Raw genomic sequence first — 23,570 nt, 5'->3', positions numbered from 1 at the left:
GTCTACTGCCCCGTCGTCAGACGGTTCGGCTGGACGCCGTTGATCAGCGTCGAAAGCGCCGCGTCGATGTCCTTGCCGAGGTACCAGTCGCCCGCGTGGTCGAGGCTGTAGACCCGACCTTCGACGTCCATCGCCAGGACGGCCTGGTGCTCGCCCTCCTCCCCGAGCGGGGCGAGCTCGCTCTCCAGGGCGCGCCCCAGGTCGGCGAGGGTGCGCGCGAGGTGGAGCCCGGCGAGCGGGTCGAAGCGGACGGTCGCGGGCGCTATCTGCCGCCCGTGCCCGGGAGCGGTGATCCGCAGTCCGCCGAATTCCGCCCAGGCCTCGACGGCCGCGGGGAAGACGCTGTGCCGGTGGCCGGCGGGGGAGACGTGGGCACGCAGGGCGTCGGCCCACTCCTCGGCGAGCTTGATGTCCCAGCGGCCGGGCTGCCAGCCGGCCTCGCGGAGGGCGGCGTCGACGTTGACCGGGAAGCGTGTGGTGCTGAGGTGGTCGGGCATGGGTGTGCGGTCAGCCGTTCTCGACAGGTGTCGTGGGGTCGACGGTGCGGACACCGAAGTGGGCGAGCATCGCCGTACAGGAGCGACAGGGGGCCGCGTAGCTGCCGTGGAGCGGGTCGCCGTCCTCCCGGATGCGCCGGGCGGTGAGCTTGGCGTGCTTGAGGGACCGGCGGGCCTCGCCGGGGGTGAGGGGCTTGCGCTGGGCGCGCTTGGAGCGGCCGTTCTCGGTGGCCGTGAGGTGCCGGGAGAGCAGGATCGCCTCGGGGCAGCGCCCGGTGAAGCGTTCCCGTTGGTTGCCGGTGAGGGTGTCCAGGAAGTCCTGGACGAGCGCGTGCAGGAGGGGCGGGCGGTCGCCGCGGCCCGCGGTGCACGTGAGGGTCTCGCCGCGCACGGAGAGAGCGGCCCCGACGGTGGGAAGGATGCCGTCGCGGCGGTGACGCAGTAAGGGCGCCCGTGTGGCTTCGGCGCTGCTGCTCCAGTTGAGGCGTGGGTCACCCTGTGTGGGCGTCGTTGCTGTTTGCATGGTGCGTGTCTTCCCCTCCTGCAATCCCCCGAGTTGCGTGCACAGCCTGCCAAATAGGGAGCCATATGGGGAAGCTGGGGGCGCGAACGGTGGGGCCGGTGTGTCGGAATCATGGTGCAACTGTCATGGCGTCGTGACACTTGGTCACCGTCGGGCGGGGGCCGTTCGAGCTCTTGTGGCAGCGCATAGGCTGTCCCAGATCAGTCGGTAGCAGCAGTCAGCGACGCCAGTGCAGGGGGCAACCGCCATGACGACAGGTCGGCTCGGGCAGGACACCGCGCCACCGAACGCGGCCTATGCCGGGCAGGTCGTGCATTTTCCGGACCCGGTCCGCGCCGCCCGTCACCCCAGAGGGGTACGGATCGACGAGCACGGCCACCCGGACTTCTCGCCGTACGCGCGTGCGGCGGCGGAGATCGCCGATCCTCCGGAGGGCTTCGGCGTCGACGAGCTGCGTCTCACGGACTACGTGTCGGCGAACGCGGCGATGGCGGCGACCGGTCATGAGCTGTGGGACACGATCCCGCCGGTCGCGACCCCGCACGGCTGGACCTGGCACCACGTGGCGCGCAGTCGCCGGATGGAGCTCGTGCCGGTCGAGGTGAAGGCGCTGCTGCGCCATCACGGTGGAGTGGCGACGGCCGCCGTCGATCACGCGAAGCGCGGCACGCGGCCGCTCCAGGAGACCCGTCCCGCGCACTTCGGCCTGCCGAAGACGCTCGTGTCGGTGTCGGAGTCGCAGCTCCAGGGCGTCGAGGAGGACCTCGGCTACCGGCTGCCCGGCGCGTACCGCTCGTTCCTGAAGGCGGCGGGCGGGTGCGCGCCGGTGGGCGCGGCGCTCGACGCGGAGCTGGGGCTCCTGGTCGACCAGCCGTTCTTCACGGTGCGGGAACAGGCGGGCGTCAACGACCTCGTCTACGTCAACAAGTGTCTGCGTGACCACCTGACCAAGGACTATCTGGGCGTCGCCTTCGTCCAGGGCGGTCTGGTCGCGGTGAAGGTGCGGGGCGACGCGATCGGCTCGGTGTGGTTCTGCGCGTACGACGACGCGCGGGATTCCGGGCCGGAGGCGGGCGCCTGGTCGGTGGCCGAGCGGGTCGAGCGGCTGCTGCTGCCCTGCGGCGAGGACTTCGACGTCTTCCTGCAGCGTCTCGCCGGCAATCCGCCGGAGCTGGAGACGGTGGCGAACCTGATGGTGGACGGCGGCTTCGCGCGCGCCGTGCCCGTGGTCCCGGTAGGGGAGTGAACTGGCTGTGGTGACGTTCGCGCAGGCGCAGGAGCGCGCCGAGGAATGGATCAACGGCGACCTGCCGGCGTACCAGCACCGTGAGGTGCGGGTGCGGGAGTTCGAACTGGGCTTCGTGGTGTGGTCGGAGGACCGTCAGGGCGGTCCCGTCTCGGACGGCGGCCGGCAGCGGCTGGTGATCGCGCGGGACAGCGGCGAGGCCACGCTGTGGCCGGGGCTCCCGGTGGGCGAGGTGATCCGGCGGTACGAGGAGGAGTACGGGTCGCAGGAGGAGGCGGCCGCCCCGGCGGCGCCGCAGGCGGCCAGGATCGATCTGAACCAGACGTCGTTCCTGCTGAGCCCGCCGGAGTGGCTCCAGGACGCGGCGGACCGGATCGGCCTGCCGCAGGGGCCGAACGCGTCGCAGGAGGGCGGGAGTTCGTCCGCGCCGGTGGACGACGCGTCGGATTCGGTGTCTTCGGACACCTCGGGGGCTTCGGCATCTTCGGCCGCTTCGGTTTCGGTGGCGTCGTCGGCTGGTGTCGGGGCGGACGAGCCGACGGCTCCGGCCGCGGCCGCTCCGGTGGCTCCGGTTGCTCCCCCGGTCGCGCCTGCGCCCGTACCCGTTCCGACTCCTGCTCCCGTGTCCACCCCGACCCCCGCTCCCGCGGCGAGTCCGTGGGCGGACGCGAACGCGAGTTCCGGTGGTGCGGACGGGGCGGTGCCGTTGCCCGCGACCGTGTTCGCGCCGCCGCTGTCGGGGACGGACGACGAGGACACGCCGCCCCCGTTGGTGGGTGCCGACGCACCGACCGCCCTGATGAAGGGGGGCAGCGCGCTGCCCCCGACCGCGGTGGCTCCGCGCCTCGACCCGTCGGCGCCGCCGCCGTCGGCTCCGGTGGTGCCTCCTGTCCAGCCCGCGCCTCCCGGTCCTCCGGTTCCGGCGGCCGGGCCCGGTGCGACGCCGCCTCCGCCGCCGCCCGCGCCGCGGGCGCCGGGTGCCGGGGACATCGCGGACGCCGCGACGAGCAAGGCCGCGCTGCCGCCGAAGAGCGGGCGCGGTCCGGCGACGCCTCCGCCGCCGCCGGGCGCGCCGGGTGTGCCCGGCGCGTCGCTGGGGGGTGCCCCCGCGTACGTACCGACGCAGCTGGTGTCGCAGCTCGGGCCCGAGGGGCTCAAGCCGCCGCAGCCCGCCCCGCCGGGTCCGCCCGGTGCGCCGGCCCCTCCCGGTCCTCCCGGTCCGCCGACCCCGCCGCAGCCCGTGCACCAGGCGGCGACGATGCTGGCGCACCCGAGTCAGAGTGGTCCGGGCGCGCCTCCGCCGCCCCCGCCGCCGCCGGGTGTGCCCGGTGGTACGCCCGCGGGTGGCGTGGCGCACGCCGCGACGATGCTGGCGCACCCCGGTCCTGGCGGCCCGTCGGTGCCGCCGCCTCCGGGGCCGCCGGCTCCGCCGCCGCCGGTGCACGGCGGGCACACGCCGCCGCCCGGCCCGGGGCCCGTGGCGCCCGCGTACGGGTATCCCCAGGCCGCGGGTCAGCCGACGGTCGGCCCCGGCTATCAGGCGGTGCTGCGCTACCGGGCGCCCGACGGTTCCGAGGCGCAGATCATCCGGCGTTCGGCGCCGGGCACCCCGCACCCGGAGTGGCAGATCCTGCACGAGCTGCGCGCGATGAACGTGCCGCCGCAGCAGGTGCTCGAACTGCACACGGAGCTGGAGTCCTGTGAGCTGCCGGGCGGTTACTGCGCGCGGATGATCCGGGAGACGTGGCCGCAGGCGCGGATCACGAGCATCGCCCCGTACGGTCGCGACCACGCGGGCCGGCAGCAGGGCATGCGTCAACTCCTCACCCATCAGGGCGAGTTGCATCAGGTCGCGGACGGTCCGGCGCGTCCGGCGCCGGTGCGGGCGCCGCTGCCGCAGGTGCAGCCGGCGCCGCCGGTCCCGCCGGAGGCGATCGCGCAGGAGCTGGCCGGGGCGTTCGGCCCGGGCATCCTCCGCTTCGACCAGCACGCGGTGTCGCGTCAGGGTGTGCCGGAGCTGGTGGCGCGGACGCTGATGTGGGCAGGACTGCCGGCGGACTTCGGTCCGTTCTTCTGGGCGCAGCCGGCCGTGCCGGTGGTGCCGACGCTCGCGGAGCTGGCGGCGCAGCGGCAGGTGCAGTCGGCCCCGGACGCGAGTTCGTACCTGGTGCTCGGCTCGGACTTCGGGCGGGCGATCTGCGTCCAGTACGGGACCGCGCACATCGTGGCGGTGCCGGTGGAGGCCGGTCCGGGCGGGCAGTCGGTGCCGCCGCAGTTCGTGAACACCGGGCTGCCGGAGTTCGCCCGCTCGATGGCGCTGCTCGGCCGGATGTGGCGGCTGCGCTTCGGGCTCAACCCGGAGCAGGCGGGGCGCTGGACGGTCGACTTCCAGGCGCAGTTGGCGATGCTGGATCCGGCGGCGCTGTCGTCGCCGGAGAACTGGTGGTCCGTGCTGCTCGAGCAGATGTGGGACGGCCTCCTGTAGGCACAGATGGACAGAATGTGACGAAAGGCGCTCGACGTGTATCCACGTTGGGCGTCTTTTGTCCGTTCTGATGGCGCATCCTGGACGTTCGGGCCGTTGGGGTCACAGGGAAGGGGCGTCAGGGATGAATTTCGCTGTCGGACGGGGGCGCGGATACCGCCCCGAGCAGGTCGACCGCCACCTCGCGGCGCTCTCCGAGGAGCGCGACGGGGCGTGGGAGCGGGCGGCGCGGCTCACCGTCCTCGCGAAAGACATGGAGGCGGAGGCGGTACGGCTGCGCGAGGCCGTCGAGGCGCTCGCGCCGCAGCGGTACGAGGCGTTGAGCGACCGGGCCCGGAAGATCCTGGAGATGGCCGAGCAGGAGGACGAGACGCTTGTCCGTGCCGCGGAGGCCGAGGCGCAGTCCCTCGCGGAGGCGGCCGATGCGGCGGGCCGGGAGGCGGAGGAGTCGGCCCGGGCGTACGCGGAGGGCGTCCGGACGGCGGCCGAGTCGGCGGCCCGCGCGACCCTGACGGCGGCGCGCGAGCGGGCCGAGGAGCTGGCGACGGACGCGGGCCGTGAGGCGGAGGAGCAGCGGTCCGCGGCGCGGGAGGTCTTCGAGGAGACCGAGCACCGGGCGACGGAGCTCCTCGAAGAGCAGCGGGCCGAGCAGACGGCGGTACGGGACGAGGTTGAGCGTACGGCGGAGGGCAAGGCGGCCGATCTGGACGCGCGCCACGACGAGCTGGTGGCCCGCGCGGAGGAGCGGCTAGCGGAGGCGCAGCGCGCCCTGGCGGAGACCGAGGAGCAGGCCCGGCACGGCCAGGAGGACGCGGAGGCGCGGGCGGAGGAGATCCTCGCGGAGGCCCGGATGAAGAGGGAGCGGGCCGAGCGCGAGACGGAGCGGGTGCTGCGGGAGCACGACGAGGCGCGGGACGAGATCCACGGGCACATGGAGCACATCCGCAACTCGCTGGCGGCGCTGACGGGGCGGGTGGCACCGCCGGCGGAGGAGGCCGAGAAGGCCGAGAAGGCCGAGGAGGGCGAGCAGGACGAGCAGGACGCGGACGAGGCCTAGGGGAGGGGACGGGGGCTCAGAGGCTTCCGCTGCGCGGAAGCCTCTTCAAAGCCTGCGCCCTGCCCTCAGTCCAGGCAGAACTCGTTCCCCTCCGGGTCGGCCATCGCGATCATCCCCTCGTCCACACCGTCGGATTCGAGCCGGTACAGCCGCTTCGCGCCCAGCTTCTCCAGCCTGGTGCACTCGTCCTCCAGCACGGCCATCCGCTCGTCCCCGGTCAGGCCGGGTGCCGCGCGCACGTCCAGGTGCAGGCGGTTCTTCACCGTCTTGCCCTCCGGCACCTTCTGGAAGTAGATGCGCGGTCCCTTGCCGTCCGGATCGGTGATGGCCGCCCGGAGGTTCGGCTCCTGGGGCGGCGGCGGGAGCCGGTAGCCCAGCGCCTGAGCCCAGAACGTCGCCTGCGCGCCCGGATCGGCACAGTCGTACGTCACCTGGAATTCCTTGGCCATGCCGCCTCCACCGCTCGAAACCAGCTCACGTCCTCGCCCCGGTCATCGCCGGAACGCGCCGCCATCCTCGCACCGCCCCCGGGCGGGCCGCTCGCCGATTTCGGCTCGCAGGGGCGTCAGTTGACGGACTAGCCTCACGGGGCCCCCGCTCCACGAGGGCTCGGACGGCGACTTCGCGGGTCTCCTCGGCGAGGGCGAGGGCGGTCTGTACGTCGGCTTCCAGAGGATCGACGCGTACAGGGCACCGATCTGGCCCGAGGGGGCGGTGCCGCAGCAGAGCCACCTCTGCTTCGACGTCGACGACCTGGACGAGGCCGAGACCGAGCTTCTCGCGCTGGGCGCGACCCTCCCCGCCGACCAGCCCTGCCCGGACCCGGTACGCCGATGTCGTGCTGGACATCCCGACCGGCGTGATCACCGACACGTACCCCGTCACCGGAACCAGCAGCGTCCACGTCCGGACCGGATCGGTCACGGCGGGGCACGTCGCCTGGGTGGCACCCGCGTCCTCCACGACGGTCGTCGTCGGCACGAGGGCCACCGGTGACGTGGCGGGAACACGTATCGCCGACGTCGTGGCCAGGGACCGGAGCGGGGTCCTCTGGCTGTACCAGGGGGCGGGCGCGTGGGGCCGGGGAGCCTTCCTCGGCCGGGTCAGGGTCGGCGGCGGCTGGCAGGCGTACGACCGGCTCGCGGGCGGCAGCGACGTCACCGGCGACGGCCGCTCCGACCTCCTCGCCACCGACAAGTCCGGCGTCCTGTGGGTCTACCCGGGCACCGGCAACGCCAAGGCCCCCTTCTCCGCCCGCAAGAGGGTCGGGGGTGGCTGGGGGACGTACAACCACGTCACGGCCGTCGGGAACATCGGCGGCGCGAAGGCCGGCGACCTCGTCGCCCGGGACCGGGCCGGTGTGCTGTGGCTGTATCTCGGGAAGGGTGACGGGTCGTTCGCGGAGCGGGTGCGGATCGGCGGCGGCTGGAGCGGATACGGCCACCTCGTCGGCATCGGTGACGCGAACCGGGACGGCCGCCCCGACCTGCTGGCCTCCCGCGGCGGCGGCGAGACGACCTTCTACGCCGGCACGGGCGACTGGCGGTCACCGTTCAAGACGGGCCCCGGTGGCTCCGTACTGTCCTGGCACTCGGGGCACGACGAGGTGTTCTGGCGGGCCGGTCCCACCTGAAGCCCGCCGGACACGTCCACCTCTGGGGGCCTGGGCGACCCGCGCCGTTCCTGATGCCCTTCCTGATGTCGTCTGCCGTGCCACGCTCAGGCGGCCTGGCGGTCGGTGCCGGTGGCGATTTCGCGGGTGGCGTCGGCGATGGCGCGGTAGTCCTTGCGGAGGATTTTGGAGTGGTTGCTGGGGACCTTCGCGCTGATCCGGATGTTCGGATTGCGGGTCGTGACCGGGGTGAGGTCGGCGCGGATCTTTTCCATCAGGACGGGGTCGCCGCCGAGGTTGCCGCCGGTGGCCAGGACGTAGCGGGTGGGGACGGTGATGCGGTCGAAGACCGGATCGAGCGCGGCGGGTGCGCAGAGTTCGTTGACCTCGATGTTGATCTCGGCGTGCTGTTCGGCGCTCATCCGGGCCGCCATGCCAAGCCGGCGGGCGATCGGGAAGAGCGGGCTGAGGCGACGGAAGAGTTTGCGGACCTGGGTCTTGGTGGCGTCGTCGAGCCAGGAGTGGGGCATGGCGCCGTCCACGGACACGACCCCGTGGACGCGGTCGGGGTTCTGCGCGGCCCAGTGGACCGCGAGCATCGCGCCGTAGGACCAGCCGACAAGGATGGGGCGGTCGATGCCTCGGGCGGTGAGGACGGCGTCGAGGTCGCGCAGGCAGGCGGCGAAGGTGTAGTCGGCGGAGAGGCCGGACTTGCCTCGGGCGCGCTCGTCGTAGGTGATGTGGCGGTAGTCGCCGCCGAGTTCGCCGATCACGTGGCGCCAGTGCTTCTGGTCGGCGTAGGAGCCGTTGAGGTAGACGACGGGGCGGCCGGCGCCGCCGGTGTCGGTCACGGCGAGGCGGGTGTCGTCGACCGAGACCGTACCGGTCCAGGCAGCGGGATGGGTGAGGGCGGTGACGGTCATGACGAGCCTTCTTTCCGGATGGCAGGGAGGGGAGGGGCGATGCGGGTGTTTCAGAGGCTGCGGGCGGTGATGTCGCCGTGGGCGGTGGTCGCGTGGATGTTCAGCCCGGCCGTCGAACCCTCGCTGTTCTGCAGGGTGTTGGTGATGCGGCCGTAGGTCGTGCCGGCGTCGAGGGTCGCGGAGACGCCGCGGGCGGCGCCGATCTCCAGGTCGCCGGACTCGGTACGGACCGTGACCGTGCCGGTCTTCGCCTCGGTGATACGGATGTCGCCCTTCAGGGTGCGGAGTTCCGCCGGGCCGCCCAGGCGGCCGACGGTGATGTCACCGGCCTGCAGGGTCAGGCGGGCGGAGGCGGTCTCGTCGAGCTTGACCGTGCCCTGCGCGCTGTCGTAGGTGACGTCACCCAGGCGCCCCACACCCCGCAGTTCCGCGGTCGCGGTGGTCGCCTCGACGCGGGAGCCGGCCGGGAGCTGGACGGTGACCTCGACCGCACCCGAGCCGCCCAGGATCCGGCTCTTCGGCTCCGCGGCCTCGATCCGCAGCACACCGTCGCCGTAGGCGACGGCGACCCGCTCGGCAGCCTTGACGTCGTTGCTCTTCGACGGATCCGCGGGGAGGACCTCGACCGTGGTGTCCGTCCGGTCGGCGGCGATGAACCGGATCCGGCCCGCCGGGACGGCCAGGACGGTGACGATCGCGGCGGGGGTGGCGAACTTCTGCATGATGCGCTCCTCGTGTTCTCGCGGCCGGCCCGGACTCCTCGCCCGCGCCGTTTCCGACAAGAGAAACGCTACGTTGCGTTCGACAGTTCGGCAACGCCTCCGTTGCGCTGGATGCGCATCATTGCAGGTCATTGGCGGGAATTCATTGCAACGGCCATGCCGTCTAACGCAACAATCCTTCCTCCTGCGTTGCAATGAATTGATGGTGAATGTCAGGTCGCAACGGCATCGAAGAGGGCGAGGGCGCAGCGTTCCCGTCGTCGGCCGAGTGGCCGAAGGGTGTCCCTCGTGGGAAGTTCGGCCTGGTGGAAGGGTTCCAACTGACGGGAGTGCGGCACATGGCTGACGATTTCTCTGGTCTGGCGACGGAAGCGTGGCTGTTCGGCTATCCGCTGATGCTGATGGACACCACGCGTCGAGCGATGACGTCGGGCCCGCAAGAGCCACCGGTCAATGCGTTCTCCCACCGGCGGGAGTTCCCGGACGCCTCGTTCACCTCGGTGGTGTCGCCCAATGCCGACACGCTGTACTCCATCGCGTGGCTGGACCTGCGGGCGGAGCCGATGCTGATCAGTGTCGCGGACAGCGACGGCCGGTATTGGATGCTGCCGATCCTGTCGGCCTGGACGGACGTCTTCGCCTCTCCCGGCAGCCGCACCACGGGGGGACGTGCCGACGTCTTCGCGGTGTGCGGTCCGGGGTGGGACGGCACCCTGCCGGACGGGGTCCAGCGCCTCGACGCGCCCACCGCCCTGGCCTGGGTGATCGGCCGGATCAACACCGCCGGGCCGGCGGACTACCCGGCCGTGCACGCCTTGCAGGACAAGATGCGCCTGGAACCGCTGTCCCGCTTCGACCCGGCAGCGCCGCAGCCTCCGTCCGTTCCTCCGCTGCCCGCGCAGCCCCCGAGCGTGGCTCCCGTGGAACACGTCGAGGCACTGAGTGGCGAGGCGTTCTTCTCTCAGCTGGCCGAATTGCTGGTCGACAACCCGCCCACTGCCGCCGACGCTCCGGCGATGGAACGCTTTGCCGCCCTCGGTCTCATCGCCGGACAGCCCTGGAACCCGGACGCGCTGAGCCACGAGGCCCGCCAAGCCGTGCTTGCCGCCCCCGCTGCCGGCCGGGAGGCCCTCGCGCAGGCCAAGGCGGCACAGTTCGACAACAGCCCCGGAGGCTGGTCCACCCTGCGGGACAACGGAGACTTCGGCACCGACTACACCCGGCGGGCCTTCGTCGCCCAGATCGGCCTGGGCGCCAACCTGGACGCCGACGCGATCTACCCCGGCGCGCGCCAGGACGACCAAGGCCGCCCCCTGACCGGTCGGCACCGCTACCGGATCCACTTCACCGCCGAGCAACTGCCCCCGGTGGACGGCTTCTGGTCCCTCACCCTCTACGACGAGCGTCAGGCTTTCGCCGACAACCCGCTCAACCGCTACGCCATCGGCGACCGCGATCCCCTCGTCCTGGCCGACGACGGCTCGCTGACCCTCCATGTCCAGCAGGACAGTCCCGGCCCGCATCAGGAGGCGAACTGGCTCCCCGCCCCCGCCGGGCCCTTCAACCTCTTCTTCCGCCTCTACTGGCCCAAGCCACCCGTCCTCGACGGCACATGGACCCTGCCGCCCCTCCGGCGCATCGACTGACCAGAAACACGTCCTAGTCGTTCGTCTCCTCCAGGACCGGGAAGCGGCGCGGTGCCAGGGTGAGGAGGGCCAGGAGTGCGAGGGCCGCCGCGCCCGCCGCGCCCAGGTAGACGTAGTCGACCGCCGCGTCGACCGCCCGGCGCAGGTGGTCCATGGTCTCGGCCGTGAGGGACGCGGGGGCGTCCAGTGCGCGGGCCAGGGTGTCCAGGTCGGTGCCGCCGCCCAGGCGGGCCGCCAGGACGCCGTTGGCGACCGCGCCGAAGAGGGCCGCGCCCACGGTCTGGCCGATCTGGCGGCAGAAGAGGACGGAGGCGGTCGTCGTGCCCCTTTCCTCGTACGGGACTGTCGACTGGACGCCGACGATCAGGGGGAGTTGGAAGAGGCCCAGGGTGCCGCCCAGGAGCAGCATCAGGAGCGCGGGCTGCCATGGTTCGCCGGGGAACGGCAGGAACGGGAAGGCCAGCAGTAGGAGGAGCGCGCCCGAGATGCCGAGGATCGCCGTGGCGCGGAAGCCGATGCGGTTGTAGACGCGGTTGGAGAGCGCCGCCGTGACGGGCCAGCTCAGGGTCCAGGACGAGAGGACGAAGCCGGCGGCTATGGGTCCGAGGCCGAGGACGGACTGCGCGTACGTCGGGAGGAAGACCGTCGGGGCGACCATCAGGAGGCCCAGGGCGCCCAGCGACAGGTTCACGGCGGCTATCGTGCGGCGGCGCCAGACCCAGCCCGGGATGATCGGTTCGGCCGCGCGCCGTTCGATGACGACGGTGAGGGCGCCGAGGGCGGCGGCCCCGCCGAGCAGGCCGAGGGACGGGGCGGAGAGCCAGGGCCAGGCGACGCCGCCCTGGACGAGCGCGGTGATGAGCACGGCGCCGGTGGCGAAGACGGCGAGTGCGCCGGCCCAGTCGATCCGGGTCTTCTCGCGGGGTGTGGTGCGCTGCGGTTCGATCAGGTGGCGGGTGACCAGCCAGAGCGCCACCAGGCCTATCGGCAGGTTGATGAGGAAGATCCAGCGCCAGTCGGCGTAGCCGGCGAGCAGTCCGCCCACCGCCGGGCCCGCGACCGAGGACGCGGCCCAGACGGAGGAGAGCCGCGCCTGGATCTTGGGGCGTTCCTTGAGCGGGTACAGGTCGGCGGCGATCGTCTGGACCGTGCCCTGGAGTGCGCCGCCGCCGAGGCCCTGGACGACGCGGAACGCGATGAGCGAGGCCATGCTCCAGGCGGCGGCGCAGAGCAGGGAGCCGATGAGGAAGAGGACGATCCCGGCGATGAGGACGGGCTTGCGGCCGAAGGTGTCGCTGAGCTTCCCGTACACCGGCAGGGTCACGGTCACGGCGAGCAGGTAGCCGGAGAACAGCCAGGAGAAGACGGCGAGTCCGCCGAGGTCGCCGACGATCTGGGGGACGGCGGTGGAGACGATCGTGCCGTCGATGGCGGCGAGCCCCATGCCGAGCATGAGCGCGGCCACGACGGGGCCTCGGCGTGCGGCCGTGCCGGGGGTGGGGGGTGCGGTGGTGGGCGGTGTCCCGGGCCCGCCTGCTTCCGCCGGTGTCGTGGACGGCTCGGTCACCGCAAGATTCCTTTCTTCGTACACCTAAATGTTCGCCGTCAGGGTCTCACCAGGACTACGGGTGGAGGAACCCCTAGGGGGCTCTCCCCCATACGGGCCAGGGGTCGTTCGTCCCGGCGGAGGAGGAGATGGCCGGTTCTTGCTTCTTAACTTGAACTTACAAACCCACCCACTGCTCTAGGAGAAGACCGTGACTTCGGCTGTGACCATCCCCAGGCACGGGGGTACTGGAGGGCGTACTACGGCCGTCGCCGCGCGGGCGCGTCAGGTCGTCAAGGCGTACGGCACCGGGGAGACCCGGGTCGTCGCGCTGGATGCCGTCGACGTGGACATCGCCCGCGGCGCCTTCACCGCGATCATGGGGCCCTCCGGCTCCGGCAAGTCGACCCTGATGCACTGCCTCGCCGGGCTCGACACCGTCACCAGCGGCGAGATCTTCCTCGACGAGACCGAGATCACCGGGCTCAAGGACAAGAAGCTCACGCAACTGCGCCGGGACCGGATCGGCTTCATCTTCCAGGCGTTCAACCTGCTGCCGACGCTGAGCGCCATCGAGAACATCACGCTCCCGATGGACATCGCAGGGCGCAAGCCGGACGCCGAGTGGCTGCGCCGGGTCGTCGACACCGTCGGACTCTCCGACCGCCTCAAGCACCGCCCCAACCAACTCTCCGGCGGCCAGCAGCAGCGTGTCGCCGTGGCCCGCGCGCTCGCCGCCCGGCCCGAGATCATCTTCGGCGACGAGCCGACCGGAAACCTGGACTCCCGGGCCGGCGCCGAGGTCCTCGGCTTCCTGCGGCAGTCCGTCGACGAGCTGGGGCAGACGATCGTCATGGTCACCCACGACCCGGTCGCCGCCTCCTACGCCGACCGGGTCCTCTACCTCGCCGACGGGCGGATCGTGGACGAGATGGAGCGGCCCACCGCCGACGCCGTCCTCGACCGCATGAAGGACTTCGACGCGCGCGGGCGGACGTCATGACCGTCCTCAAGACGTCGCTGCGCAACTTCCTCGCGCACAAGGGACGCATGGCGCTCTCCGCCGTCGCCGTCCTCCTCTCCGTCGCGTTCGTCTCGGGGACGCTCGTCTTCACCGACACGATGAACACGACGTTCGACAAGCTCTTCGCGTCGACCGCCTCCGACGTCACCGTCAGCCCGAAGGGTGCGGCGGCGAACGACGAGACCCCGCAGTCCGGCCGCCCCGAGTCCCTCCCCGCCTCGCTCGTCGAGCAGGTCAGGAAGGCGGAGGGCGTCCAGGCCGCGCAGGGCGGGATCGCCTCCACCAGCGTCACCGTCGTCGACGCCGGGAACAAGAACGTCGGGCCCACCAGCGGCGCCCCGACCATCGCCCTCAACTGGAGCCCCAACGAGCTCCGTTCGGTGGAGCTCGTCTCCGGCCACGAGCCGCGCGGCCCCACCGACGTGGTCGTCGACGGCGCCACCGCCGAGAAGCACGGCCTGAAGCTCGGCGACGAGCTGCGGACGATCGCCGTCGACGGCGACTTCACCGCGAGGATCTCCGGCATCGTCGACTTCAAGGTCACCAACCCCGGCGCCACCCTCGTCTACTACGACACCGCCACCGCCCAGCGCGAACTCCTCGGCAAGGAAGGCCTGTTCACACAGGTCCAGGCCGACGCGAAGCCCGGCGTCAGCGACGACGCCCTCAAGGCGGACATCGCCGCCGCCGTCGGCGACGGCTACAAGCTCCAGACGGCGGCCGAGGCCGCCGACGCGGGCCGCGAGGACGTCGCCGGATTCCTCGACGTCATGAAGTACGCGATGCTCGGCTTCGCCGGGATCGCCTTCCTCGTCGGCATCTTCCTCATCGTCAACACCTTCTCCATGCTGGTCGCCCAGCGCACCCGCGAGATCGGCCTCATGCGGGCCATCGGATCGAGCCGCAAGCAGATCAACCGCTCCGTCCTCGTCGAGGCCCTGCTCCTCGGCATCGTCGGCTCGGTCGCCGGCGTCGCGGCCGGCGTCGGGCTCGCCGTCGGCCTCATGAAGCTCATGTCCTCCATGGGCATGGAGCTCTCCACCCGCGACCTCACCGTGGCGTGGACGACCCCCGCCGTCGGCCTCGCCCTCGGCATCGTCGTCACCGTCCTCGCCGCCTACATCCCGGCCCGCCGGGCGGGCAAGGTCTCCCCGATGGCCGCCCTCCGCGACGCCGGCACCCCGGCCGACGGCAGGGCCGGACGCGTCCGGGGCGGCCTCGGCCTCGCCCTGACCGCCGCCGGCGCCGCCGCCCTGTGGGCCGCGACCCGCGCCGACGAAGCCGGCCCCGGCTCCCTCTGGCTCGGCCTCGGAGTCGTCCTCTCCCTCCTCGGCTTCATCGTCATCGGCCCGCTCCTCGCGGGCGGTGTGGTCCGCGCCCTCGGCGTCGTCGTCCTGCGGGTCTTCGGCCCGGTCGGCCGCATGGCCGAGCGCAACGCCCTGCGCAACCCGCGCCGCACCGGCGCCACCGGCGCCGCCCTGATGATCGGCCTCGCGCTGGTCGCCTGCCTCTCGGTGGTCGGCTCCTCGATGGTCGCCTCGGCCACCGACGAGCTGGACCGCTCCGTCGGCGCCGACTTCATCGTCCAGTCCGGCACCGGCCAGCCGATCGTGCCGCAGGCACAGGCCGCCCTGGAGAAGGTCCCGGGCCTCGACCACGTCACCGAGTACAAGTGGGCCGTCGCCACCATCACCGACCCGCGCGGCCGGACCAAGACGGCCGACCTGGCCGCCACCGACCCGACGTACGTGCAGGACCTCCGGCGGGAGATCAGCTCCGGCACGCTCGCCGACGCCTACGGCACGGACGCGATGTCCGTCGGCAGCGAGTACGCCACCGAGCACGGCGTGAAGGTCGGCGACGTCCTGACCGTCGCCTTCAAGGGCGGCGAGAAGGCGAAGCTCAAGGTCGCGGCGATCACCGTGGACACCGGCACCGTCGACAACGGCGCGATGTACACCAACGTCACCACCCTCGCCCGGTACGTCCCGGTCGACCGGATGCCGCACAGCCTGCTCCTCCTCGCCAGCGCGAAGGACGGCCAGGAGACCCAGGCGTACGAGGCGGTCAAGAAGGCCCTCGCGCCCTACCCCCAGTACAAGGCCAGCAACCAGGCCGACTACAAGGAGGACCTCAAGAGCCAGGTCGGCCAGCTCCTCAACATCGTGTACGGGCTCCTCGCCCTCGCGATCGTCGTGGCGATCCTCGGTGTCGTGAACACCCTGGCCCTCTCCGTGGTCGAGCGGACCCGCGAGATCGGCCTCATGCGGGCCATCGGCCTCTCCCGCCGCCAGCTGCGCCGCATGATCCGCCTGGAGTCCGTGGTCATCGCCCTCTTCGGCGCCCTCCTGGGCCTCGGCCTGGGCATGGGCTGGGGCACGGCCGCCCAGAAGCTGCTCGCCCTGGAGGGCCTCGGCGTCCTGGAGATCCCCTGGCCGACGATCCTCACCGTGTTCGTCGGCTCGGCCTTCGTGGGCCTCTTCGCGGCCCTCGTCCCGGCCTTCCGGGCCGGCCGGATGAACGTCCTGAACGCCATCGCGAGCGAGTAGCGGTACGTGCATCCGAGCGGCCCCGGCGGACCCCCGAAAGGGGTGGACGCCGGGGCCGCACCGCGTCGCCTCCCGGTGTTTCGGAAGCGACTGTCGTCGCCCCGTCGTACGCTGGGCACCCCGGCCCGTTCGACGTGTCGGGCTGTTCGCGTTGTCCGCCCCGCGCCACCGCGCCCCGTACTCCGAACCCGGGATGGAAAGCTCCATGAGCCTGCACGGCCTGCTTGATGTAGTCGTCAAGGACGCGGCCCTCGCCGAGGCGGTGAAGGCCGCCGCCGACGGGAACCGCCCGCACGTCGACCTGGTCGGGCCCGCCGCCGCGCGGCCGTTCGCCGTCGCCGCGCTCGCCCGCGACTCGGGGCGCCCGGTGCTGGCCGTCACGGCGACCGGGCGGGAGGCCGAGGACCTGGCCGCCGCACTCCGCTCGCTCCTCGACCCGGACACGGTCGCCGAGTACCCCTCCTGGGAGACCCTGCCGCACGAGCGGCTCTCGCCCCGCTCCGACACCGTCGGCCGCCGCCTCGCCGTGCTGCGCCGCCTCGCGCACCCGCGCGACGACGACCCGGCCGCCGGCCCCGTCAGCGTGGTCGTCGCGCCGATCCGCTCCGTGCTCCAGCCGCAGGTCAAGGGCCTCGGCGACCTGGAGCCGGTGGCGCTGCGCAGCGGCCAGAGCGCGGACCTGAACGAGATCGTCGAGGGCCTGGCGGCCGCCGCGTACTCCCGGGTCGAGCTCGTCGAGAAGCGCGGCGAGTTCGCCGTCCGCGGCGGCATCCTGGACGTCTTCCCGCCCACCGAGGAGCACCCGCTCCGCATCGAGTTCTGGGGCGACGACGTCGAGGAGATCCGCTACTTCAAGGTGGCGGACCAGCGCTCCCTCGAAGTCGCCGAGCACGGTCTGTGGGCGCCGCCCTGCCGCGAGCTGCTCCTCACCGACTCCGTACGCGAGCGGGCCAGGGCGCTGGCCGAGGCCCACCCCGAGCTGGGCGAGCTCCTCAACAAGATCGCGGAGGGCATCGCGGTCGAGGGCATGGAGTCGCTGGCCCCGGTCCTCGTCGACGACATGGAGCTGCTGCTCGACGTGCTGCCGAAGGGCGCCATGGCCGTGGTCTGCGACCCGGAGCGGGTCAGGACCCGGGCCTCGGACCTGGTGGCGACGTCGCAGGAGTTCCTCCAGGCGTCGTGGGCGGCGACCGCCGGCGGCGGCGAGGCCCCGATCGACGTCGGCGCGGCCTCCCTGTGGGGGATCGCGGACGTCCGGGACCGGGCGCGCGAGCTGGACATCGCCTGGTGGTCGGTGGCGCCGTTCGCGGCGGACGAGGTCCTGTCGGGCGACACCCTGCTCCTCGGCATGCGCGCCCCGGAGTCGTACCGCGGGGACACCGCCCGGGCGCTCGCCGACACCAAGGGCTGGCTGGCCGACGGCTGGCGGACGGTGTACGTGACGGAGGCCCACGGCCCCGCGACCCGCACGGTCGAGGTCCTCGGCGGCGAGGGCATCGCCGCCCGCCTCGACGCGGACCTCGCGGAGATCTCCCCGTCCGTCGTGCACGTGTCGACCGGCTCCATCGACTTCGGCTTCGTCGACCCGGCGCTCAAGCTCGCCGTCCTCACCGAGACCGACCTGTCCGGCCAGAAGGCGGCCGGCAAGGACGGCCAGCGGATGCCGGCCAAGCGCCGCAAGACGATCGACCCGCTGACCCTGGAGGTCGGCGACTACATCGTGCACGAGCAGCACGGCGTCGGCCGGTACGTGGAGATGGTCCAGCGGACCGTGCAGGGCGCGACCCGCGAGTACCTCCTCGTCGAGTACGCCCCCGCCAAGCGCGGCCAGCCCGGCGACCGGCTGTACATCCCGACGGACCAGCTGGAGCAGGTCACCAAGTACGTCGGCGGCGAGGCCCCGACCCTGCACCGGCTCGGCGGCGCGGACTGGACGAAGACGAAGGCGCGAGCGAAGAAGGCCGTCAAGGAGATCGCCGCCGACCTGATCAAGCTGTACTCGGCGCGGATGGCGGCCCCCGGGCACGCCTTCGGCACGGACACCCCGTGGCAGCGCGAGCTGGAGGACGCCTTCCCGTACGCGGAGACCCCCGACCAGCTGTCCACGATCGCCGAGGTGAAGGAGGACATGGAGAAGACGGTCCCCATGGACCGGCTGATCTGCGGCGACGTCGGCTACGGCAAGACGGAGATCGCGGTACGGGCCGCCTTCAAGGCGGTCCAGGACGGCAAGCAGGTCGCCGTCCTCGTCCCGACCACGCTCCTCGTGCAACAGCACTTCGGCACGTTCAGCGAGCGCTACTCGCAGTTCCCGGTGAAGGTGCGGGCGCTGTCCCGCTTCCAGAGCGACACCGAGTCGAAGGCGACCCTGGAAGGCCTGCGGGAGGGCTCGGTCGACGTCGTCATCGGCACCCACCGCCTCTTCTCCTCCGAGACGAAGTTCAAGGACCTGGGCCTGGTCATCGTCGACGAGGAGCAGCGCTTCGGCGTCGAGCACAAGGAGCAGCTGAAGAAGCTCCGCGCCAACGTCGACGTCCTGACGATGTCGGCCACCCCGATCCCGCGAACCCTGGAGATGGCGGTCACCGGCATCCGCGAGATGTCGACCATCACCACCCCGCCGGAGGAGCGGCACCCGGTCCTCACCTTCGTCGGCCCGTACGAGGAGAAGCAGATCGGCGCGGCGATCCGGCGTGAACTCCTGCGCGAGGGCCAGGTCTTCTACATCCACAACCGGGTCGACTCGATCGACCGGGCGGCGGCGCGGCTGCGCGAGATCGTGCCGGAGGCGCGGATCGCGACCGCCCACGGCCAGATGTCGGAATCGGCGCTCGAGCAGGTCGTCGTCGACTTCTGGGAGAAGAAGTTCGACGTGCTCGTCTCGACGACGATCGTCGAGTCCGGCATCGACATCTCCAACGCGAACACCCTCATCGTGGAGCGCGGCGACAACTTCGGCCTCTCGCAGCTCCACCAGCTGCGCGGCCGCGTCGGCCGTGGCCGCGAGCGCGGCTACGCCTACTTCCTGTACCCGCCGGAGAAGCCGCTGACGGAGACCGCGCACGAGCGGCTCGCGACGATCGCCCAGCACACCGAGATGGGCGCGGGCATGTACGTGGCGATGAAGGACCTGGAGATCCGCGGCGCGGGCAACCTGCTGGGCGGCGAGCAGTCCGGCCACATCGCGGGCGTCGGCTTCGACCTGTACGTCCGCATGGTCGGCGAGGCGGTCGCGGACTACCGGGCGCAGATGGAGGGCGGCGTGGAGGAGGAGGCGCCGCTGGAGGTCAAGATCGAGCTTCCGGTCGACGCCCACATGCCGCACGACTACGCGCCGGGGGAGCGGCTGCGCCTCCAGGCGTACCGCTCGATCGCCTCCGCGAACTCGGAGGAGGACATCCGGGCCGTACGCGAGGAACTCACCGACCGGTACGGCAAGTTGCCGGAGCCGGTGGAGAACCTGCTCCTGGTGGCGGGCCTGCGGATGCTGGCGCGCGCGTGCGGCGTCGGCGAGATCGTCCTCCAGGGCCCGAACATCCGCTTCGCGCCGGTGGAGTTGAGGGAGTCGCAGGAGCTGCGCCTGAAGCGCCTGTACCCGCGCACGGTCATCAAGCCGGCGGTCCACCAGATCCTGGTGCCGCGCCCGACGTCGGGCAAGATCGGCGGGAAGCCGGTGGTGGGGCGCGAACTGCTCGCGTGGACGGGCGAGTTCCTCACGACGATCCTGGGCTCGTGACGCGGTGACCGTCTCCCGTCCGGCAGGATGTCCCCATGCCGGACGGGGGACGAGGGGGCTGGATGGCACGCGGGTGGCTGCTGGGGGCGGGGGTGCTCGCCCTGGTGGTGGCGGGTGTCCTGTGGGCCCTGGACGGCGAGGACGCGACCGGCCCGATGGAGCTGTCGGAGCGGACGGACCTGATCGCGATGGTCTGCGCGGTACTCGGCGGTGTCGCGGTGCTCGCGACGTTGTGGCGGCGACCGGAGGAGGACTCGGCGGCAGCGGTCGCGCGGCTCGCCAGGGCGGTCAAGTCCATCGGCGAACCCCAGTGGACCAGTTCCCTGGGCGGTGACCTCAAGGCCATCGACGTCACGTTCGCCTTTCGCCCGTACGCCAGTGCCCGGGCCGCCGCGCTCCCGGCGTCGCCCGCCGGGCGGCTTGAGCGGGTGGTCGAGGACTATCGTGACCTGCGGCCCCGCCGGATGGTGATCACGGGGGAGCCGGGGGCCGGGAAGACGGTCCTGGCGCGGAAGTTCGTGATGAAGCTGATCGAGGTGCGGGGCGAGGACGAGCCCGTGCCGGTGCTGATCGCCCTGGCCGACTGGGATGCGGGCGAACCCTTCCGCGACTGGCTGATCCGGCACCTCCAGCGCGACTACGGCCTGCCGCCCGCGTCCGCCCGCCGGGTCGTCGCCGCCCGTATGGTCCTCCCGGTCCTCGACGGTCTGGACGAGATGGACGCCACGGGCGCCGACCCGGAGGACTCGAGGGCGGCCCGGGCCCTGGACGCGCTCGGCGGCTACCAGGACGGCACCGATCCGGCGCCCCTGGTCCTCACCTGCCGGTCCCGGGAGTACGACGCCCTGGAGGCGGCGGGCAGCCACATCCTCGACGCGGCCCGGCTGGAGCTCGCCCCGGTGACTCCGGAGCAGGCCCGTGACTTCCTCGCCCTGCGCGGGGCCCGCCGCCCGGCGCGCTGGCAGCCGCTCCTCGACGACCTCCGCGACCATCCGTCCGGGACGCTGGCCAGGTCGCTGGCCACACCGTGGCGCCTGACACTGGCAGCGGTGGCTTTCGACCGGGACGGTGATCCGGCGGAGCTGCTCACGGCCACCTCGGAGGGAGAGGTGGCGGACCGTCTCCTGGCCCGGTTCATCGGAGCCTCGACGGTGAACACGGCGGTGGGGTCAGGGCGTTACGCGCCGGAGCAGATCCATCGCCGGCTGGCGGCCCTGGCGCGGGGGATGGTGACGAGCCACGGCACCGAGACGGATCTGGTGCTGGAGCAACTCGCCGGGCGGCTGAACCCGAGGAGGGTGAAGGCGCTCTATCTGGCGTTCTGCCTCTGGTGGGCGGCGGTGGCGGGTGCCTCGCTGGTTCCGGGCTGGTCGGTGTTCGGCGGCGACTTGACCTTGTCGCTGATGGTCGTGGTCCTGCTCGGCCTGGCGGGAGCGCATGTCGTCGGCCGCGCGTCGCGCGTGCTGGGCCTGAAGAGGTTCTCGGTGCCGCCTCTCGGCAGCCCGATGTGGCGGGTCGGTCTGAGTGTGTCGCTGCGTGCCGACCGGCGGCCGTTCCTCGTTGTGGGGCTGATCTTCCTGGCGATCCTCTGGGTGCTGGTCGCGCCGCGGGGCTGGGGAGGGCTGGGGCTGCCGCACTTGGCGTTGGCGGCCGCGGGCTTCCTGGGCACGCTCGGTTGCATGATCGCGCTGCACGACAGCGACCTGACGGCGTTCGGGCCGTCCGGTTGGACGCGCATGGGGGTGGCCACGGCACTGGCGGTGGTGTCGACCGGCTTGATCCTGCCGGGTTCGGCATGGCTCGAGCCTGAGCTGAGGGTGTCCGTCCTCCTCCTGGTGCCCGCGACCTTCTGGCTGATGCACATGGTGATCGCGGGCCCCTGGCACCTGTACTACTGCGCCCTCCTCGTGCACCGCCCCCGCCTCCCCCTCCGCCTCGCCCGTTTCCTCGACTGGTCCGTCTCCGCCGGGCTCATGCGGACCTCCGGTGTCGCCTATCAGTTCCGGCACCGGGAGTTCCAGGAGTGGCTGGTGCGGCACCCCGAGCCGTAGGGCGGGGCGCCGCACCACCGGGGACTACAGCTCGTTCAGGTCGACGGCCTGGGCCATCGCCTCGTAGCCCGCGTCGTTCGGGTGGAGGCCGTCGCCCGAGTCGTACGCCGGGAGGATGCGGTCCGGGTCCGTCGGGTCCGCGACCGCGCGGTCGAAGTCGACGACCGCGTCGTACGCGCCGGACGTGCGGATCCAGTCGTTGACGGCGTCGCGCTTGGCCTCGTTCGCCGGGGTGTCGTAGAAGGAGCCCTTGACCGGGGTGAGGGTCGCTCCGATGACCTTGAGGCCCTTCGCGTGGGCCTCGCGGATCAGGGTGCGGTGGCCCGCGATCAGCTGTGCGGCGGAGACGTCGGGGGTGGGCGCGGCGGGGAAGGTCACCGTGCTGCCGCCGATGTCGTTGATGCCTTCGAAGACGATCACGGTCCGGACGCCGGGCTCCGCCAGCACGTCCTGCCGGAAGCGCTTGAGGCCCTTCTCGCCCGCCCAGGTGGTGTCGTTGACGACCTGGTTGCCGGCTATTCCGTGGTTGACGACGGCGCGCGGACGCCCGGACTCGGCGAGGCGTTCCGCCAGCGCGTCGGGGTAGCGGCCGTCGGCGTCGACCGTGGAGCCGACGCCGTCGGTGATGGAGTCGCCGAAGGTCACGACGCCGTTGCGGCGGGCGGTGTCCCGGCCGCCGGTGACCTCGACGCCGGAGAGGAAGTACCAGGACGCGCTGGTCTCCTGGAAGGCCGCGCCGCTCAGGTCGCCGCGGTGGTCGCCGTCGGCGCGGTAGCTGGTGGCCGAGGAGAAGTGGTGGAAGGTCGCGGGGCCGGTCTTCTCCGCGAGGTAGAGCGTGACGGTCAGGGATTCGAACGCCTCGACGGGGAGGTTCGCGGTGTCGCTGAGGAGCGTGCCGCCGGCCGGGATCGTCACGGACGCCCGCCCGTCGAAGCGGAGTTGGCGTACGGAGCCGGGGCGTACGGCGCCGCCCTCCGCCGTGCGGGCGACGGTCGCGCCGGCGATCCGCAGGGGAGTGGAGCCGTAGCGGTTCGTCAGCTCGATCCGGGCCCGGTTGCCGCCGGTGGTGACCCGGACGACCTGGCGGACGGTGTGGTTGTCGAAGCCCTGCTGCGACCAGTTGGGGGTGAGGGGCGCGGTCGGCGACTGCGGGGACGCGGCCCAGGCGGCGCGCCAGGAGGGGCCGTGGTGGCCGGTGTCGGCGAGCGCGGCGGGGGCCATGCCGAGGGCGGCGGTGGTGAGGAGGGCTATGGCGGCGCGGCGGAGGGTGTTCGTCGTTTGCATGCTTGCGTCAATTAATGGCTGGCGCGGGGTATTCCCGGCCGGCGGGAACTACTTCCGGTCCTCCGTGGGGAGTTGGCCGGTGAAGAGCAGGCCGGTCAGGGAGCGGAAGTATTCCTCGGGGTCCTGGCCGCCCAGTGCCGCGTCGACGTTCCGCGTGAGGAGCAGGGTCGCGAAGCCGTGGGCGAGCGACCAGGCGGCGATGCCCGCCGCGCGGGCGTCGGGGACGTCCGGCAGCCCGGCGACGCCCGCGCGGAGTTCGGCGGAGGCGCGTTCCTTGGCGGCGAGGAGCTCCGGGTCGTCGGCGCGGAGCAGGTCCGGCTGGAACATGATCTGGAAGTGGGCGGGGTGTTCCGTCGCGAACCGCACGTACCGCACGCCGCGTTCGCGCAGCTCGGGCGTCCCGGCGAGGGCCGCGGCCAGGAGGTCGTACCCCTCGGCGGCGATCGCCGTGAGGAGTCCGGTGCGGTCCTTGAAGTGGTGGGCGGGGGCGGCGTGGGAGACGCCGGCGCGGCGGGCGAGGTCGCGCAGGCTCAGTGCCCCGGGGCCGTCGGCGGCGATCACGTCGAGGGCGGCGGCGAGGACGGACTGCCGCAGGTCGCCGTGGTGGTAGGTCTTCCGGCTCGTCATGGCAGCAGCCTAGCCGCTATCTAGTCATTGACAAGTTCCCGA

At 72.4% G+C, this 23,570-nt stretch carries 17 protein-coding genes and 1 pseudogene; 10 read left to right on the top strand and 8 right to left on the bottom strand.

The window, feature by feature from the left end; translation table 11 throughout:
* Positions 1–2: 2 nt before the first annotated feature.
* Positions 3–497 carry an SUKH-3 domain-containing protein gene (locus ACIBG6_RS28530; protein WP_399225519.1) on the bottom strand — a complete coding sequence of 165 codons (495 nt, stop codon included), beginning with the start codon at positions 495–497 and terminating at the stop codon, positions 3–5.
* Positions 498–507: 10 nt separating this feature from the next.
* Positions 508–1,020 (bottom strand): YwqJ-related putative deaminase, encoded by a 513-nt coding sequence (locus ACIBG6_RS28525; RefSeq protein ID WP_317596083.1) that lies wholly within the window; start codon positions 1,018–1,020, stop codon positions 508–510.
* Positions 1,021–1,267: 247 nt separating this feature from the next.
* Here ACIBG6_RS28525 and ACIBG6_RS28520 point away from each other — a divergent pair, with 247 nt between their 5' ends.
* From ACIBG6_RS28520 to ACIBG6_RS28510, 3 genes are all read left to right on the top strand, one after another.
* On the top strand, positions 1,268–2,266 hold the full coding sequence (locus ACIBG6_RS28520) for an SMI1/KNR4 family protein (protein ID WP_329623026.1): 999 nt from the start codon (positions 1,268–1,270) through the stop codon (positions 2,264–2,266).
* A gap of 7 nt (positions 2,267–2,273) precedes the next feature.
* Positions 2,274–4,751, top strand: a complete 2,478-nt coding sequence (locus ACIBG6_RS28515; RefSeq protein WP_399225517.1) for an SUKH-4 family immunity protein — start codon at positions 2,274–2,276, stop codon at positions 4,749–4,751.
* A 124-nt stretch (positions 4,752–4,875) separates the two neighbouring features.
* Positions 4,876–5,808: a cellulose-binding protein gene (locus ACIBG6_RS28510; protein WP_399225516.1), complete on the top strand. Its 933-nt coding sequence runs from the start codon at positions 4,876–4,878 to the stop codon at positions 5,806–5,808.
* Between the two features lie 65 nt (positions 5,809–5,873).
* On the opposite strand, the gene ACIBG6_RS28505 is transcribed toward ACIBG6_RS28510, so the two are convergent.
* Complete coding sequence (locus ACIBG6_RS28505) at positions 5,874–6,257, bottom strand: VOC family protein (RefSeq protein WP_399225515.1); 384 nt, start codon at positions 6,255–6,257, stop codon at positions 5,874–5,876.
* Positions 6,258–6,405: 148 nt separating this feature from the next.
* On the opposite strand from ACIBG6_RS28505, the pseudogene ACIBG6_RS28500 reads away from it, so the two are divergent.
* A pseudogene (locus ACIBG6_RS28500) lies at positions 6,406–6,621 on the top strand (VOC family protein); the annotation flags it as partial.
* A gap of 25 nt (positions 6,622–6,646) precedes the next feature.
* On the top strand, positions 6,647–7,441 hold the full coding sequence (locus ACIBG6_RS28495) for an FG-GAP repeat domain-containing protein (RefSeq protein ID WP_399225514.1): 795 nt from the start codon (positions 6,647–6,649) through the stop codon (positions 7,439–7,441).
* An 86-nt stretch (positions 7,442–7,527) separates the two neighbouring features.
* Here the strand turns inward: ACIBG6_RS28495 and ACIBG6_RS28490 are convergent, their stop codons facing one another.
* Both ACIBG6_RS28490 and ACIBG6_RS28485 read right to left on the bottom strand, forming a co-directional pair.
* Positions 7,528–8,343 (bottom strand): alpha/beta fold hydrolase, encoded by an 816-nt coding sequence (locus ACIBG6_RS28490; protein ID WP_399225513.1) that lies wholly within the window; start codon positions 8,341–8,343, stop codon positions 7,528–7,530.
* A gap of 50 nt (positions 8,344–8,393) precedes the next feature.
* Positions 8,394–9,065, bottom strand: coding sequence for a DUF4097 family beta strand repeat-containing protein (locus tag ACIBG6_RS28485; protein WP_399225512.1), 672 nt, complete (start codon positions 9,063–9,065; stop codon positions 8,394–8,396).
* A gap of 338 nt (positions 9,066–9,403) precedes the next feature.
* Here ACIBG6_RS28485 and ACIBG6_RS28480 point away from each other — a divergent pair, with 338 nt between their 5' ends.
* Complete coding sequence (locus ACIBG6_RS28480) at positions 9,404–10,711, top strand: DUF1254 domain-containing protein (RefSeq protein ID WP_399225511.1); 1,308 nt, start codon at positions 9,404–9,406, stop codon at positions 10,709–10,711.
* A gap of 13 nt (positions 10,712–10,724) precedes the next feature.
* Here ACIBG6_RS28480 and ACIBG6_RS28475 read toward each other — a convergent pair whose 3' ends face one another.
* Positions 10,725–12,278: an MFS transporter gene (locus tag ACIBG6_RS28475; protein ID WP_399225510.1), complete on the bottom strand. Its 1,554-nt coding sequence runs from the start codon at positions 12,276–12,278 to the stop codon at positions 10,725–10,727.
* 190 nt (positions 12,279–12,468) lie between these two features.
* Here ACIBG6_RS28475 and ACIBG6_RS28470 point away from each other — a divergent pair, with 190 nt between their 5' ends.
* The 4 genes from ACIBG6_RS28470 (at position 12,469) to ACIBG6_RS28455 (ending at position 21,617) form a co-directional block, all read left to right on the top strand.
* Positions 12,469–13,260, top strand: coding sequence for an ABC transporter ATP-binding protein (locus ACIBG6_RS28470; protein WP_399225509.1), 792 nt, complete (start codon positions 12,469–12,471; stop codon positions 13,258–13,260).
* The gene (locus ACIBG6_RS28465) at positions 13,257–15,830 is read left to right on the top strand and encodes an ABC transporter permease (protein WP_399225508.1); all 2,574 of its coding nucleotides are present in this window, start codon (positions 13,257–13,259) and stop codon (positions 15,828–15,830) included. The genes ACIBG6_RS28470 and ACIBG6_RS28465 overlap by 4 nt, the downstream gene beginning before the upstream one ends.
* A gap of 205 nt (positions 15,831–16,035) precedes the next feature.
* A complete protein-coding gene (gene mfd / locus ACIBG6_RS28460) occupies positions 16,036–19,566 on the top strand; it encodes a transcription-repair coupling factor (protein ID WP_399225507.1) in 3,531 nt (1,176 codons plus the stop codon).
* Between the two features lie 62 nt (positions 19,567–19,628).
* Positions 19,629–21,617 carry an NACHT domain-containing protein gene (locus ACIBG6_RS28455; protein ID WP_399225506.1) on the top strand — a complete coding sequence of 663 codons (1,989 nt, stop codon included), beginning with the start codon at positions 19,629–19,631 and terminating at the stop codon, positions 21,615–21,617.
* Between the two features lie 24 nt (positions 21,618–21,641).
* Here the strand turns inward: ACIBG6_RS28455 and ACIBG6_RS28450 are convergent, their stop codons facing one another.
* Both ACIBG6_RS28450 and ACIBG6_RS28445 read right to left on the bottom strand, forming a co-directional pair.
* A complete protein-coding gene (locus tag ACIBG6_RS28450; RefSeq protein ID WP_399225505.1) occupies positions 21,642–22,901 on the bottom strand; it encodes an SGNH/GDSL hydrolase family protein in 1,260 nt (419 codons plus the stop codon).
* A 48-nt stretch (positions 22,902–22,949) separates the two neighbouring features.
* Positions 22,950–23,528, bottom strand: coding sequence for a TetR/AcrR family transcriptional regulator (locus ACIBG6_RS28445; protein WP_399225504.1), 579 nt, complete (start codon positions 23,526–23,528; stop codon positions 22,950–22,952).
* Positions 23,529–23,570: the final 42 nt, after the last annotated feature.

This window comes from Streptomyces sp. NPDC050842, assembly GCF_044456565.1.
In the GTDB taxonomy this organism is placed as follows: Bacteria; Actinomycetota; Actinomycetes; order Streptomycetales; family Streptomycetaceae; genus Streptomyces.
The sequence above is the reverse complement of the archived record's forward strand: the minus strand, read 5'-3'. Positions and strand labels throughout refer to the sequence as shown.

Coding starts and splice junctions, on each gene's coding strand:
- ACIBG6_RS28505 (WP_399225515.1), bottom strand. CDS start 6,257: ATGGCCAAGGAATTCCAGGTGACGTACGACTGTGCCGATCCGGGCGCG.
- ACIBG6_RS28465 (WP_399225508.1), top strand. CDS start 13,257: ATGACCGTCCTCAAGACGTCGCTGCGCAACTTCCTCGCGCACAAGGGA.
- ACIBG6_RS28520 (WP_329623026.1), top strand. CDS start 1,268: ATGACGACAGGTCGGCTCGGGCAGGACACCGCGCCACCGAACGCGGCC.
- ACIBG6_RS28455 (WP_399225506.1), top strand. CDS start 19,629: ATGGCACGCGGGTGGCTGCTGGGGGCGGGGGTGCTCGCCCTGGTGGTG.
- mfd (WP_399225507.1), top strand. CDS start 16,036: ATGAGCCTGCACGGCCTGCTTGATGTAGTCGTCAAGGACGCGGCCCTC.
- ACIBG6_RS28525 (WP_317596083.1), bottom strand. CDS start 1,020: ATGCAAACAGCAACGACGCCCACACAGGGTGACCCACGCCTCAACTGG.
- ACIBG6_RS28490 (WP_399225513.1), bottom strand. CDS start 8,343: ATGACCGTCACCGCCCTCACCCATCCCGCTGCCTGGACCGGTACGGTC.
- ACIBG6_RS28450 (WP_399225505.1), bottom strand. CDS start 22,901: ATGCAAACGACGAACACCCTCCGCCGCGCCGCCATAGCCCTCCTCACC.
- ACIBG6_RS28530 (WP_399225519.1), bottom strand. CDS start 497: ATGCCCGACCACCTCAGCACCACACGCTTCCCGGTCAACGTCGACGCC.
- ACIBG6_RS28510 (WP_399225516.1), top strand. CDS start 4,876: ATGAATTTCGCTGTCGGACGGGGGCGCGGATACCGCCCCGAGCAGGTC.
- ACIBG6_RS28485 (WP_399225512.1), bottom strand. CDS start 9,065: ATGCAGAAGTTCGCCACCCCCGCCGCGATCGTCACCGTCCTGGCCGTC.
- ACIBG6_RS28445 (WP_399225504.1), bottom strand. CDS start 23,528: ATGACGAGCCGGAAGACCTACCACCACGGCGACCTGCGGCAGTCCGTC.
- ACIBG6_RS28480 (WP_399225511.1), top strand. CDS start 9,404: ATGGCTGACGATTTCTCTGGTCTGGCGACGGAAGCGTGGCTGTTCGGC.